This is a genomic window from Sorangium sp. So ce302 (assembly GCF_051530145.1).
In the GTDB taxonomy this organism is placed as follows: Bacteria; Myxococcota_A; Polyangia; order Polyangiales; family Polyangiaceae; genus Sorangium; species Sorangium cellulosum_B.
The window spans coordinates 3544067-3558304 of record NZ_CP150326.1; the positions used below are offsets into that span (position 1 = coordinate 3544067).

The following is a 14238-nucleotide window of genomic DNA, read 5'->3' on the forward strand; positions in this document are numbered from 1 at the left end:
CCCGGGGATCGGCGTTCAGTCGTCGCGGTGCGTGAGCGCCGGGCGACGATGGTCGCACTTGCCGGGGATCGGAAAGCCGCAGACCGCCTCTTCCGTCAGGCAAACCTGCTCCGCGGGACACTGCTCCGGATCGAGGGCGCCGGGATCGCAGGGACGAGAGCAGAAATCGGGCCTCGCCAGCGGGGCGTCGTAGCGGCCGTTGCCGTCGACATCGATGGTGATCGGGTTGGTGATCGCATAGGGCGGGACCGGCGACCAGTCGGGCACCGTCGGCGTGGGCGCGAACAGGGCGCTGAGCGCGGGGATCCGGCCGAACGCGTCGCCGGCCAGCCGCGAGAGCTGGATCTCACCGAAGGGGACGTCCAGGGAGACAGGGCTCATGAGGTTCCTGTCCTCGAGCCCCATGGCGATGATCACCACCCAGGAGTCGCGATCCGGCGCCGTGAAGGTGACCTTGCCGCGCACGTCCACGATCGCGCTCGGCGGCATGGCCGGCTCCAGCAAGCGGACCATCCCGCCGTTCAGGTAGATCTCCACCCGATCGACGCCGAACCAGCTCGCCGTCTGGACATCGAACAGGAGCTCGAGCGACTCTCCGGCGCTCGCCGCCGCCACCTCACCATACGTCTTGCCGCGGATCGTCGCGCGGATGAAGGGGCCGTACGTCGCGAAGGCGTGCGCGCCCCGCAAGCTCTCGACCGCGGCCGGCGTCTCGAGGGCGGCCGGGGAGTCGGTCGCGCTCCGGAAATAGGTCCGCGGGAAGCCCGGCTCCTTCGACCCGTCGTGGCTGTCGCTGCTGGCGATCTGCGCCGGGGCGAAGCCCCGCTCGAGGTAGCGGAAATAATCGTCCACCTGGCCCGCGCGGTACGTGCACGGCGCGTCGCGCGCGTCCTCGGGGACCGGATCGCCGCCGAGCGCCGCGGGCCCGCAGAGCTCCTGGCTGTCGGAGGTCGTTCCGGAGAAGCCCCAGTTGTTCGCCTGCTCGTCGGGCGTCCGGGCGAGGATGCGCTTCATCAGCGCCCACGCGAGCTCGGTGCGGGCGCGGCGCTTGCAATCGGAAACGGCCAAAGCGGCGGCAGCCGCGCCTGCGCCGGGGGCGCCGCCCGGCGCGGACGGCGCCGCGCACGACGCGCGCAGCCAGCCCGCCGCCTCGGGGCACGCGGCCTCGATCTCGGCGGCGCTCCCGGCGGCGTTCAGCCGCGCGAGGCAGCGGTTCCAGTCGACGACCTCGGCCACGCTCGGCGTGCGCACCAGATCGAACCGCTTGCCGTTGATGACCTCCATCGCGTCGAACGCGCAGCTCGCGGTCCGGAAGACGGGGTTGTTCTCCTCGAGGAACGTCGGCGTCCGGCCCATCGTGTAGGTGTCGACGCCGAGCTGGTCGATGTAGCCGAAGAAGCCGTCGCGCGGGTGCGCGACGATCGTCAGCGGCGCCACGGTGCCGTCGCCGGAGGCCCGGAGGGCGTCGAGGATCGCCCCGGCGGGCTCGCACGTCCAGTCGTGCGCCCCGTGGCCCGGGACGTCGAGCTCGTCGTATTCGAGCGGGAACCCGATGAAATGCCCCTGCTCCAGCGTGGTGATCTCCGCCCCGATCGCCGTGGCGAGGTGAGGCGCGAGCCCGAGCGCGCGCGCTGTCGGCTGGTAGTCCGTCTCGACGTCGTGGTCGGTCGACACCGCGAGCTCCACGCCCTCCGCCGCCACCGTGGCCACCCGCCGCGGCAGCGCCATGCCGCTGTCGAAGCTCGGCTCGGAGTGGAGGTGCATGTCGGCCGACATCCACCCGCTCGTGTCGACCTCGCGCACGAGCGTGGCGTCGAGCTGCAACGTGCGGCCCGGCGCGAGCGTGACGTCGCGCTCCACGTAGATGCCGTACTCGATGCCGCGCGACACCGTGATCTGGTATCGCCCCGGCTCGATCTCGACCTCTCCCTCGCCGGTGGCCGTGATCTCGACGGCGCGGTTGCCGTTCCCGAGCCGGCCGTCGCCGAGGTAGACCCTGCGCCGGCCGTCGCCCGGGAGCCTCCGCCCCGCCTCGTCGAGCGAGGCGAAGGCGAGCTTGGCCGGCACCCGCTGGCCCGCCTCGTCCGCGACGCGGTAGCGCACCCTCGCCGGCGCGGGGAGGCGCGGCGACACCACGGCCTCCAGTCCCGCCCGCAGGCTCACCCGGATGGGCGCCGACATCGCCGTCCCCGCCGCGTTCCTCGCCACGAGCAGGTAGCTTCCGGGCGGCAGGGCGCCGCGGAAATCGCCGTCCTCGGACGGGTCGAGGCCGAGATCCGCGTCGATCTCGTCGATGAGGCCCACGTCGCCGCGCGCCTCCCGGTTGGCCGCCACGAGCTCGTCCAGCGAGGCGAAGGGCCGCGCGGGATCGGGATCGGCGAAGACGAACACCCGGGCGTTCGGCGCGGCCTCGAGGGTGTCCTCCCACAGCACGTGGCCGCTGACCGCGCCGGTCGCGGTCCCGCGGAGCCGGTGCATCACGCCGGTCACGCTCGAGACGTCGCCGTCGCCCACGGCCAGGTAGCGCTCGTAGCTGAACGCGCGGTGGGCGTCGCACGCCGCGTCGTCCTCCTCGTTGAACAGGCACGATCGGCTGGCGGACACGAACGCCGTCGCCGCGCTCGCGAAGAGGGGCACGTTGACCAAAGGCGGCGCCGCGCCCTCCGCTGCCTTCGTGAAGTAGCCGTAGCTGACGTCGCCGCCCGCCGCGGCCACGAAATCGAAGGTGAGCGGCGCCTGGAAGGAGTTCCGCCCCGCGTTCCACGCGTCCTGGACCGCCGTGTCCTCGTCGAAGCCCGCGCCGGGCGCGAAGACGTCGTTCTGGTTGCCGAAGAACACGAAATCTCCGGCGACGATGCCGGCGCGGCGCGACGACGCCTCCTGCGCGGCCTCCGGCGGATCGCCGAGGACGCCGCCGAACACCGAGACCGGGGCCGTGGCGTTGTCCAGCGGCAGGACGTCGCTGCACGCGCAGGTCAGGCAGCCGCCCGGATCCTGCCGATACCCGTTCGGGCACGGCTCGCAGCTCCTCTGGGGCTCGCAGCCGGGCGGCGGCCTGTCGTCGAGCAGGAGGACCGTGCGCACCGTCACGAACCGATCGCCCGGGTGAAGGAGGTAGTCTGTCCGGAAGCGGATCCTGGAGCGGACGCCGGGGAAGAAGAGGCCGAGCAGATCCTCCTGCGCCCGGAGCAGGCCTATCGCCTCGAACAGGAACTCGCCGTCTCCCTCGACGCGGATCCCGGCCTCTGCGCCGTCGGAGCCGTCCGCGAGCACGGAGACGTCGGTCGCCGTCGGGTCGGGCACGATGAGGTTGGCGAGCGAGAACATCTCCGCGAACCGGTCCCGCCCCTGTCCGCCCTCCTCGCCGATCCGGCCGCGCCGCCGGTCGACGTCGACCACGGCCCCGCCGAAGATCCCCGGCCCAGGCGAGTCCCGCCCGCCCAGGATCGCCACGCGGATCTGGTCGTTCTCGAGGAGGAAGTCGCCTATGTCCGCCATCGCCACCGGGCCGCCGACGAGCTCGGCGCGCTGCTCTATCCGCTTGGCGCGGAGCAGCCGATCGCCCCCGCAGCTCGGCAGCGCGGGGGCGGCGAGCGCGGCGGCGGCGAGCGGGACGAGCGCTACCCGGGTGAGCCAGCGGTGGGTTCGCCGCACAGAGCTCTCTCCTACAGCGAGAGCTGGAGTTGCAGGAGGAGCACGTCGTTCGAGCTCGACAGCCCGCCGAGCTCCTCCCGGTGCGTGTATTCGAGCTGCGCCTTCACCAGATCGTCGTACGCGTGGTAGCTCGCGCCGCCGGTGAGCACGAGGTTGTCCCCTTCATCGTCGATATCCAGGTTGGGGTCGATCCACTCCGCGCGACCCGAGACACCGAGCTTCCGGGCGATGAGCATGTAGCCTGCCTCGAAGACGAGCGCGAGCGACGAGACCGAGGTGATCTGCGCGATCGGCTGGGTGGGCACCGCCTTGGGGCTCGCCCCGGTCCAGAGCACCTCGCCGAGCGCGTGAAGCCCCGCGGCGTGCACCAGGACATCGGCGCTCGCGCCGTAGAGCGTGCGCGCGCCGCCGTCGCTGAAGAAGCCGTCGGCGCCGACCCCGAGGCGGAAGGGCGAGCGGGCGACGTCCTGGAGCGTACGGCCGAGCGGGCCCCGCGGCTCGGTGGCGACCCGGCCGGCGACGGCGATCCCCTCGAAGCGGTTGCCGAGGGGAGCGAGGCTCTCGGAGGGACCTGCGTAGAACTGATCCGAGCGCTGGAAGGCGTTGTAGACGCCCGCGTGACAGCTGAAGGCGCGGTCCTGGAAGTGCCCTTCGGCCTGGATCCCGACCTGCGTGAACGGGGCGATCGCGCGGACGGCGAGCGGCCGCTCGGCGAGGGCGCCGTCGCCGGCGCCCGTCATCGCCGAGCGAGAGAAGGGCACGGTGCGCGCGCCCGCGATCACCTCGAGCGCGCGCGCCGCCGTGACGCCGGCCCACGCCTCGTGGATGCGCGCCGTCCCCTCGTCGTCCCCGGCGAGCTCCGTCGAGATGGCGAACCGCACGAGCCCCGCGACGTCGCCGCGCAGCCCGGCGCGGACCCGGCGCAGCCGGAAGCCGGGCTGCTCGGCGCTGTCGCCGGCCTGGCCCAGCGCGTCGTCGCCCACGTAGGGCGCGGCCTGCAGCGCGAGCAGCGCGATCGGCGCGATCTCGAGCGGCCCGAGCGCGACCCGCACCCGCTCCCGGAAGCCCGGCGGCAAGAGGTCGCCGCGGTCGCCGCTCGCGGGGGCCGGAGAGGCGGGCGCTGGCGCCTCGCGCGGCCGCGGCTCCCGCGCAGGCGCGCTCGGCCGAGCGGCCGGCGCCGCTGCGCCTCCCGGCTCGGCGGCCGCCTCGACCCCTTCTGCCTGCGCGTCGCCAGGGCTCGCGACCGCGGCGGCGGGCTCCTCTGCCGCGGGCCCGGGCTCCTGCGCGCGCGGCGTGGCGGCGGCGAGCAGGACTGCGGCGCCGCCTGCGACGCGAGCGAGGTGCCTCATGGATTCGGGTCTCCTGGAGGGCTGCGTGGAGCGCCCCGTGCCGCTCCGGCTGGGCAGTGGTCGTCACCTCGTGCCGTGTCCACCCGGCGAGGTGCCCGGGAAACTAGAGGAAGACACGCGGCGCTGCAATCCGCGCGGCGCGCTGTGCTAACGCTCGCGGCCTACCCGCTCCTCGCGCAGCAGCGGAGGGAAGGGGAGCGCCACACTTCTCATGGAAATGCCCGGTTCGAGCCCGTCCGACAGCGATCCCACGCCCCGGGCCAGCGCGTCCGCCGCCCCGCCGCCTCCATCTCCCGGCGCGGAGGCGCCTCCCGCGGTCGGGAGCGGGAATCGCTGGCCCTGCGACAGGGCGTTCATCGCGACGTTCGTGCTCCTCGCCGTCGCAGCCGTCGTGCCGATATGGCGGGTGCGGTTCCTGCCGCTGCTCGATCTGCCGAACCACCTCGCGGCCGTCCATATCTGGCACAGCTTCGATGAGCCGTGGACGCGCTTCAGGGACTTCTACGAGCTCAGCCTCCGTCCGGCCCCCTACGGCGCCTATCACATCCTGACGCACGTGATCGCCTATGGCGTCGGCCTCGAGAACGCGAATCGCGTCGTGCTCTCCGGTTATGTGCTCGCCATCCCCGCGGCGGCGCTCGGCTGGGCGCGCCGGACGCGGCGCAGCCCCTGGCTCTCGGTCCTCACCTTCCCGCTGGCCTTCACCCTCTCCTGGGCGTGCGGCTTCCTGCCGTTCCTCGTCGGCGTCGCGCTGCTGCTCGCCGGCGTGCTCGCGCTCGACGCCTACCTCGATCGGCCGAGCCCCTTGCGCGGGGCCGCCGTCGCGCTGCTCAGCGTCGGCTGCGGCCTCAGCCATCCGCTGATCCTCTTCGGCTATTACGTCTGCGTCGCCGTGCTGATGCTCTGCCACCTGCCCCGGTGGTCGCGGATCGCCGTCGCGCTGCCGCTCTTCGCGCCCGCCGTCGCGCTCGTCCTGTGGCAGCTCGTCGCCTTCAAGAGCCCCATGGTCGATCTGCGGAGCGGCCCGCGGTTCCAGGGCGTCTGGGTGCCATGGCACGAGATGCTCCGATCGTTCCCCGAGTACACGCTCGACTCGGTATCGGGCGATCTCGACACCCGGCTCTTCTGGGTGCTCCTCGCGGTGGCGTCGCTGCTGGGCCTCTCTGGCGTCGCGCGCGTCGCCCGGCGCTTCCTCCTTGGCCGCGGCCTTCCCGCGCGCGAGCCAGCCGCGCCTGCCGGCTCGCTTCTCGACCGGCTGCACCGCCATCGCTCTCTCGCCCTCTGCGCTGCGATGGCGATCTGCTATTTTCTCGTGCCGCTGCACCTGGCTCGCCCCTTCGACTGGTGGTTCGTGAGCGGGCGCTTCTCGCCGTTCATCTGCTTCTTCGGCTTCCTGGCCATCACGGCGCCGCTCCAGGGCCGCTCGCGCCTCCTGATGGCCCCCGCCGTGGCGGCCGCGCTCGTGCTGCCGCTCCACCTCTCGGAGAAATACGCGCGCTTCGACGAGCGCGTCGAGCCGTTCGCCCGGATGGTGGCGCGCATCCCGCCGGGCGCCGAGGTCCTCTTCTTGACGCTGCCTCCACGGACCGATGAATCGTTGATCATCGAGGGCACGAACCACTTCTCCTCGTGGGTGCAGATCATGCACGGGGGCTTCAGCGCGGACGGCTGGCACAACGTGGGTTTCCCCTTCACGCTGAAGCGTCGCCTCCCCGCGCCGCCGTCGAACCGCGGTGAGTGGTTCAAGCCGGATGTCCATGGCGTCGCGTACGATTACGTGATCCTCCGGAACGAGCGGCCGGATAAGCCGGTGTTCACCGCGGCGCACCCCTCGTTTCGCCGGATCGAGCGCGATGGCGCCTTCACGCTCTACGAGCACACGCGTTGAGCGACGCCCCGGTCGCACCTCCGCTCGGCGCAGTCGAGCGCGCCGCTGTCGTGTGTCGCGCGTCGCGAAGCGCGCCGTGGTCGCAGGGGGCGCGTCGGTGACGTGACGTTCAGGCGAGGCGCCTCATCCCCGCCGATCTGCCGTCGTTCCAGGCACCGACCGGGTAGTCTACGATCCTTGCGGTCGGCCACCCCTCGGGTGCGTCGCGCCGAGGAGGGGAGCCGCTTGCCGATGTCGACCAGAACCCGCGCAGTCCGTCGCCGCCCGCTGGCCTGGAGCGGAGGGCTCGCCGCCGTGGTCGGGCTCGCGCTGGCGTCCGGCGTGGCGCCGTCCTGCGCCGGCGCGGCAGGCCCCGACACCCCGCGAGGCGCCGGAGGCGAGGGCGCTTCCGGCTGTCCGGCCGACTGCGCCGCGGACCCGAGCGCCCCGCTGTGCGACCGGGAGACGGGCGACTGCGTGGCCTGTCTGCCTGGCCCTCTGGCGTGCCCGCCCGGTCAGGTTTGCGATCCCGAGGCGAAGCGCTGCCTTTCGGGCTGTGAAGACGAGTCCGACTGCGCAGCTCCGCTCACCTGCGATCCCGCGAAGCACGCCTGTGTTGCCTGTATCGTCGACGGCGACTGTCCCCCGGGCGCGCTGTGCACCGGAGAGGGCGAGTGCGTTCAGGGCTGCTCGGCGGCGCATCCGTGTGAGAGCGGCGCGGCGTGCTGCGATGGTGTCTGTCGGGATCTCCTGACGGACGCGCTGAGCTGCGGCGCCTGCGGTCGCGCCTGTCCGGAGCTCTCGCACGCCGGGATCGCCTGCGCGTCGGGAGCGTGCGCGCTCACCGCCTGCGAGGACGGGTTCCTCGACTGCAACCACGACCCGGCGGACGGGTGCGAGCACGACGAAGCAGAGCGCGGGCCCTGCTCGTGCACGCCGGGCGACACGAGGGTGTGTTACGAGGGATCGCCGGGCACCGAAGGGGTCGCTCCCTGCGCCCCCGGGGTCTCCACCTGCAGGCCGAGCGGCCTCTCGTGGGGGCCATGCCTCCACCAGGTGCTGCCGGCGCTCGACGTGTGCGCCGACGACATCGACAACGACTGCGACGGCGCCGTCGACAACCCACCCGATCAGGACGGCGACGGGTGGACGATCTGCGATGGCGATTGCTGCGACTCCCCGTCGGACGGGTGCGGCACCCCGGCCCTCGTGAACCGCGGCGCGTTCGAGGTGGCGGGCAACGGGATCGACGACGACTGCGACGGCGTGGTAGACAACACCGCGCCTTGCGACGCCGGGCTCACGAGCGACTCGCCGACCGCGCTCGATTATGCGAAGGCGATCGACCTCTGCGTCACCACGACGGCGAGCCCACCGTCGCGCTCGCAGCGCACGTGGGGTGTCCTCTCCGCGAGCTTCCACCGCGCCGACGGCGCAAGCGCGCCGGCCGCGGCCCAGCGATCGATCCGCCAGGGCTTCGGCTCCGGCATCACGCCGCTCCAGGGCGCGCGGCTCGCGGTGCTCTCGACCGGCGTCGCTGCGGCCGAGGCGGCGCCGAACGACACGAGGCCGAGCTTCGCCCCGTTCCAGGGCGGTCAGGACATGGGGACGTCGAGCAGGGTGCCCGCGGACTGGCTCGACGCGAACGGCGACAACCTCCCGAACGCGCCCGGGTGCCCTGACCCGCAGGGCGGCGCGACGGCCTACGATCCCGTGATGCTGAAGCTGCGCGTCCGCGTGCCGACGAACGCGAGCGCGTTCAGCGTCTCGACGTTCTTCCTCTCGTCCGAGTATCCGGAGTGGGTGTGCAGCCGGTTCAACGACTTCTTTCTGGCGCTCCTCGACTCGACGTTCGAGCCCTTTCCAGGCGAGGCGGCGAACCCTGCGGACGGGAACCTCGCCTTCTATGACCGGCCGCCCGCCGGGGCGCCGGTCTACCCGCTGGGCACGAACCTCGCGTTCGGCGACACCGGGCTCTTCACCCAGTGCGTGAACGGGCCGACCGGGTGCGGCGGCGGCGCCACCCCCGGAACGACGACCACCTGCACGAGCATCACCCAGCTCCGCGGGACGGGGTTCGATGCCACGAGGCCGCCCGCCCAGGTCGGCGGTGACCCTGGCTGGTGCGGATCGAGCGAGCTCGCGGGCGGCGGGACCGGATGGCTGGTCATGAACGGCAATGTCACCCCGGGTGAGATCATGGAGCTGCGCTTCGTACTTTGGGACACCGGCGATCCCTGGAACGATTCCGTGGCCCTCCTCGACAACTTTCAGTGGTCGACGTTTGCCTCGACGCCCGGCACGCGCGAGTGAAGCGCCGCGCAGGGCGGTAGGGCAGGCGCCGCTCCGGGGCACGTCGGGGCGCGGCGCCCGATCGCCCGATGGGGGGCCTCGGCGGCGCCCCTGGCGAGGGCGCTGTGGGGACGCGGCGCTTCGAGGAATGGCGCCCCGACCGAGGCGCGCGACCGCAGCGGACGGACGGCGACCCGATTACACTGCGCGGCGCACAGAGGACCGCGGCACGCATCCCTCGGCCTCGCGCTCGTCAGGAGCGCTTCCGTTCATCACCCAAGGAGACTGCATGAGGAGAACGATCACGCCGCTCGCGCTGTTGCTCGCGAGCCTGTCTTTCGCCACGCTCGGCTGCGATAGCAAGGGGAGCGACGCGACGGCCCCCGGAGCGGTGGCCGAGGGCAAGCCGACCGAGAGCGCCGCTCCTGCGGCGACGATGGCGGCGACGGCGGCGACGGCGGCCGTGCCGGCAGCGGCGACCGCCGAGCCGACGGCCGCTGCGTCGGCCGCTCCGGCGGAGACGGCCGCGGCGACCGCCGAGCCGGCGGAGACGGCCGCGCCGAAGGCGACGGCCGCTGCGTCTGCCGCCGCGGCCGCGGGACCAGCGTCGACCGGCGCCGCGCAGGCGGGCGAGAAGAAGTTCGAGTGCGGGGCGAAGGGCCAGAAGATGTGCCCAATGCAGGCCTGGATGAAGAGCACGATGGCCTCCGCGACCTCGAGCGGCGACGCCGCGAAGATCGCGACGGCGCTGCAGTACGTGGCCAGCAAGCCGCCGCCCGGCATGGGCAGCTGGGTGGCGATCACGAAAGCTGGCATCGCCAAGGCGAAGGCCGGCGACGTCGACGGCGCGAAGGCGAGCTGCAAGCAGTGCCACGACCTCTACAAGGAGCAGTACAAGAAGACGATGCGCGATCGTCCCTGGTGAGCCGCCCGCCGGCGGCGCGGCGGATCCGCTCCGGTTCGCGCCGCTCGCCGCTGCGTCCCCGCGGCTCACCGCGGCGAAATTCCCGTAACCCAACGACATTTTCGCGAGCTCACGGCGCCGTGGCGAGCGCTGAGCGCCGCTTCCTGGAGCGCCGCGAGCGGCGAGCGTCGCCGCCGCGCGCCCGGCCGGCGATCGCTGCTCGGTCGGCAGGGCGCGGGACAAACATCTTGGACGGGAGGGGGTGATGCGATACAGCGCTGTGCTGATGGCGCGCGCTGTTCGCACAGGCCCTGGGGGTGCCCATGCGCCTGCCACCTCGTCGTCCACCCGCGCGCGAGGGGCCGGCAAATCGAGCGGGGCAGCGGCTGCTCCGCGCCCGCGCGCCGGCCAGACCGCCGACCCGTTCTCGAGCGGCGCGACGCCGCCCTCGAAGCCGCGCGCGGGCGCGGCGCCGCGGCTCACCGGGGACGCGGCCCTCGACGTCAGATCGAGCACGGCGGCCCCGAGCGTGCGCCCTCCAGCGGCCCCGTCCGCGCCGAGCGTGCGCCCTCCAGCGGGCCCTCCGCGGGCGGACGCGGGTGCTCCTGCGGCCGCCTCGAAGAGGCCTCCTCCGCCGGACGACGACGACGACGAGGACGACGAGCGGGGCGGCGCGCAGCGCGGCCGGCCGCGCGGCCCGTTCACGCAGCACCGGCGGCTCGACTCGCTGCGCAGCCTGCTGCAGAAGCACCCTGCCGGCCTGACGATCTACGATCTCGCGCGCGAGCTCAACGTCACGCCGCGCTCGCTCCGGCGCTACCTTGTCGAGGTCAAGCGCGAGCTCGATCTCGTGTCGGTCGCCACGCGCCCCGGGGGCCCTCGCCTCTGGCGGCTGTCTCCGAGCGAGGCGCCCCGGCGCGTCGAGGTGCGGCGGACGCAGGCGTACGCCCTGCTCGCCGCCCGCCGGCTGTTCGAGCCGATGCGCGGCTCGACCCTGTTCGAGGAGATCGACCTCGCCGCGCAGCGCCTCCTCGGCGTCGCGCGCAGGCCCGGGCGCGGGCCGAACGCCGGCGTCGCCGACGCGCGGCTGGAGGAGCGCTTCCTCTATCTCCCGTTCGCCCCGAAGGACTACGCCGCGCGCACCGAGGAGCTCGACGACCTGTTCCAGTCCGTCGCCGACCTGCGCCCCCTGCGGTGCCGCTACCGCCGCTCGCGGGACGGGCGCGAGGAGCGGGTGCTCATCCACCCGTACGCGCTCGTCCTCTACAAGGACGCGATCTACTGCGTGGGCCTCCACGTGGGGCGCGGCGAGGTGCGCACGTTCCTGCTCGATCGCATGCGCGACACGGAGTGCGCGGTCACCGAGCGGTTCGAGCTGCCCCCGGATTTCTCCATCGACGACTACTTCCAGGGCCAGTTCGGCATCTGGCGCGGGGGCGAGCCCCGGCGCGTCGTGATCGACTTCGACGAGCGTGTCACCGAGTTCGTGCGGACGCGCAAGGTGCATCCGTCTCAGGAGATCACGCCACTGTCCGGCGGCGGCGTGCGGCTCACGATGCTCATCGGCGACATGACGGAGCTCGCGACGTGGGTCCTCGGCTTCGGCGAGACCGCGCGCGTCGTCGAGCCGCCCGACCTCGTGGACCGCGTGAAGCGTGAGCTCGCCGGCGCGCTCGCTCGCTACGACGAGCCGCCGTCGCCGGCCGAGGCCTAGCTCCGCAGTCCAGCGATCCCGGGTGGGATCCCTGACCCGCGGAGCTGGCCCGCCTCAGCGCGAGGCCTGGAGCGCCTCGTCGATCATCTTCTGGTGCTCCGCCGGGTCCGCCCAGCGGGCGCGCCCCTCGGCCGGCAGCTGATCGATCGGATCGAAGTACGTGTACCGCTGCCCCGGCTTGACGCTCGGCGCCTCGAACACCGAGATCCCGGTCGTGCGGTCGTAGTGCTCGAACGAGTGCGCGTCGCGCTTGCCTCCGCCGCCGGGCGCGTCGACGACGAACGTCGGCGTGTTGAACCCGGCGGTCGAGCCGCGCACGTACTTCTCGATCGTGAGCCCGGTCGCCAGCGTGGTCCGGAGGTCCTCCACGCCGCGGACGAGGTCGTGGATGTAGACGTAATAGGGGTGCACGTGCACGTGCCCCAGGCGCTTCACGAGCAGCTTCATCGTCTCGGGCGTGTCGTTCACCCCGCGCTGCAGCACGGACTGGTTCCTGACCGTGATCCCCCGCTCGAAGAGCTTGTTCATCGCGTCGCGGGTGACGCCCGTGATCTCGTTCGGGTGGTTGAAGTGCGTGTGGATCACGACCTCCTTGTGCAGCTTCCGGCCGAGCTCTACCGTGCGCGTGACCGCGTCGATCCACTCGTCGTCGGTCAGGATCTTCTGCGGCATCACGGCCGGGCCCTTCGTGGCGAGGCGGATGCGCTGGATGTTCGGCATCCTGAGGAGCGTCTCTCCGATCGCGCCGAGCTGCTCCGGCCGCAGGTTGTACGCGTCTCCGCCGGAGACGACGATGTCCTCCAGCTCGGGGCGCGACGCGATGTACGCGTACGCTCGCTTCCAGCGCTCCTCGTCGACCTTGAAGTGGGTCTTCTCGACCTCCTCCGTGTCGATGCCCACCGCGTAGCTGCGCGTACAGAAGCGGCAGTACACGGGGCACGTGTCGAGCGGCAGGAAGAGCGCCTTGTCGGCGTACCGGTGCGTCAGCCCGGGGACGGGCGCGTCCGCGCGCTCGTGCAGCGAATCGAGCCCGAGCTTCGGGTGATCCGGCAGGAAGCGCGAGGCCAGCGGGATGAACTGCGTACGGAGCGGATCGCCGTACGGATCGTTCCAGTCGATCAGAGAGAGCATGTACGGCGAGACCCGGACGCTCATCGGCGCGTGCGCGAAGCCCTCGGTCGCGTCCCGGATGAAGTCGTCCGACACCATCCCGCGCAGCGTGTCGAGCAGCTTGTCGGGGCGGGTGATCGACTTCTTCGCCTGCCACCGGTGGTCCATGAACTGCTCGTCGGTCACGTCGGCGTAGGCCGGGATCCTCCGGAAATCGGGCAGCTCGAGCAGGTTCGCGTGCTGGAGGGACGCCGGGTCCACCGGCGGCTTGAGGGGCGCGATGTCGTGGCTTCGCTTGCTGAGTTCGATGAGGCTCGAGGTGGTCGTCATGTCGTGGACCCTTGCTCGCGCGGAGCAAAGAGAGCGTCGAGGGATGGCCGCGTGCCTGCGCCTACGCGTCTCGGGGCCTGCCCGGGAGAGGCTGCGGCAGCGGTTCCTGGGAGCGTAGCATCGCGGTACCCCGGTCGGGGGCGATGTGCGCCGCTTGTCGCCGAGCGGCGCCTCTGGCGGGCGGGCGGGGGGTTGGCGAGCGCGCTCGCGGTTGGCGGGCGCGCGAGCCGGTCAGGGTTCGATCGACGCGACCGTGGTGTCGCGGGTGGTGCGGTAGCGCGCGTAGTAGGTCCGGACGCGCGTCACGTAGGCCTGGGTCTCTTCGTACGGCGGGATGCCGCCGTGCCTCATGACCGCCCCTTCACCGGCGTTGTAGCCGGCGATGGTGAGATCGAGATCTCCGTTGAAGAGGTTGGCCAGGATGCGCAGGTACCGCGTTCCACCGAAGATGTTCTCTCGCGCGTCGAACGCGTCGCGCACCTGCATGCGGAGCGCGGTCTCTGGCATCAGCTGCATCAGCCCCTGCGCGCCGACGGGCGAGACGGCCCGTGGATCGTAGTCGCTCTCGCACTTGATCACCGCGCGGACGAGCTCCTCGGGGATCTGATAGAGCGCGGCGGCCTGCCGGATCCACGCGTCGTAGCGGCTGAAGCGCTCGAGCGATTTGTCGCTCGGCGCGACGGGCGTCACCCCCGCGCGCGTCGTCGAAGAGCGGCGCCCGTCGCCCTTGATGTACAGCTTGAACCGCGCGTCGCCGGTGGGGCGGTTCGCGAAGTGCACCGTTCCATCCGCGTCGGTGTACGTGAAGATGTCGGCGAGCGCGCTGCCCGGGTGCAGCGCGAGGACGGCGAGCCCGAGCGCGGCGGCGAGGGCGCGCAGGGGCACGCGAAGGGAAGGCCCGGAGGTCGACGGGGCAGGCATCTCTCGGTTCAGCATAGGTTGCGATCGTCCGCTCGCGCAAACCGCACCGTATCGGCGGAAATCGTGCCAGTGGAATCGGAGGAAGCTGAATTGGAGA

The 14238-nt window shown here is 72.4% G+C and carries 8 protein-coding genes; 4 read left to right on the forward strand and 4 right to left on the reverse strand.

What is annotated here, in order from left to right:
* Positions 1–15: 15 nt before the first annotated feature.
* Positions 16–3654, reverse strand: a complete 3639-nt coding sequence (locus WME73_RS13655; RefSeq protein WP_437915987.1) for a PHP domain-containing protein — start codon at positions 3652–3654, stop codon at positions 16–18.
* An 11-nt stretch (positions 3655–3665) separates the two neighbouring features.
* Positions 3666–5003, reverse strand: coding sequence for a porin (locus WME73_RS13660; protein ID WP_437745899.1), 1338 nt, complete (start codon positions 5001–5003; stop codon positions 3666–3668).
* 211 nt (positions 5004–5214) lie between these two features.
* On the opposite strand from WME73_RS13660, the gene WME73_RS13665 reads away from it, so the two are divergent.
* From WME73_RS13665 to WME73_RS13680, 4 genes are all read left to right on the forward strand, one after another.
* Positions 5215–6891 carry a hypothetical protein gene (locus WME73_RS13665; protein WP_437915988.1) on the forward strand — a complete coding sequence of 559 codons (1677 nt, stop codon included), beginning with the start codon at positions 5215–5217 and terminating at the stop codon, positions 6889–6891.
* A gap of 231 nt (positions 6892–7122) precedes the next feature.
* Positions 7123–9183 carry a MopE-related protein gene (locus WME73_RS13670; RefSeq protein ID WP_437915990.1) on the forward strand — a complete coding sequence of 687 codons (2061 nt, stop codon included), beginning with the start codon at positions 7123–7125 and terminating at the stop codon, positions 9181–9183.
* Positions 9184–9451: 268 nt separating this feature from the next.
* Positions 9452–10087: a hypothetical protein gene (locus WME73_RS13675; RefSeq protein WP_437745902.1), complete on the forward strand. Its 636-nt coding sequence runs from the start codon at positions 9452–9454 to the stop codon at positions 10085–10087.
* A gap of 244 nt (positions 10088–10331) precedes the next feature.
* On the forward strand, positions 10332–11780 hold the full coding sequence (locus WME73_RS13680; protein WP_437915992.1) for a WYL domain-containing protein: 1449 nt from the start codon (positions 10332–10334) through the stop codon (positions 11778–11780).
* Positions 11781–11834: 54 nt separating this feature from the next.
* Here WME73_RS13680 and WME73_RS13685 read toward each other — a convergent pair whose 3' ends face one another.
* Both WME73_RS13685 and WME73_RS13690 read right to left on the reverse strand, forming a co-directional pair.
* On the reverse strand, positions 11835–13220 hold the full coding sequence (locus WME73_RS13685) for a KamA family radical SAM protein (protein WP_437745904.1): 1386 nt from the start codon (positions 13218–13220) through the stop codon (positions 11835–11837).
* Between the two features lie 231 nt (positions 13221–13451).
* Positions 13452–14156, reverse strand: a complete 705-nt coding sequence (locus WME73_RS13690; protein WP_437745905.1) for a transglycosylase SLT domain-containing protein — start codon at positions 14154–14156, stop codon at positions 13452–13454.
* Positions 14157–14238: the final 82 nt, after the last annotated feature.

Bases quoted from the DNA above. Each gene is read 5' to 3' on its own strand.
- WME73_RS13660 (WP_437745899.1), bottom strand. From the start codon at position 5,003: ATGAGGCACCTCGCTCGCGTCGCAGGCGGCGCCGCAGTCCTGCTCGCC.
- WME73_RS13665 (WP_437915988.1), top strand. From the start codon at position 5,215: ATGGAAATGCCCGGTTCGAGCCCGTCCGACAGCGATCCCACGCCCCGG.
- WME73_RS13670 (WP_437915990.1), top strand. From the start codon at position 7,123: ATGTCGACCAGAACCCGCGCAGTCCGTCGCCGCCCGCTGGCCTGGAGC.
- WME73_RS13675 (WP_437745902.1), top strand. From the start codon at position 9,452: ATGAGGAGAACGATCACGCCGCTCGCGCTGTTGCTCGCGAGCCTGTCT.
- WME73_RS13680 (WP_437915992.1), top strand. From the start codon at position 10,332: ATGCGATACAGCGCTGTGCTGATGGCGCGCGCTGTTCGCACAGGCCCT.
- WME73_RS13685 (WP_437745904.1), bottom strand. From the start codon at position 13,220: ATGACGACCACCTCGAGCCTCATCGAACTCAGCAAGCGAAGCCACGAC.
- WME73_RS13690 (WP_437745905.1), bottom strand. From the start codon at position 14,156: ATGCTGAACCGAGAGATGCCTGCCCCGTCGACCTCCGGGCCTTCCCTT.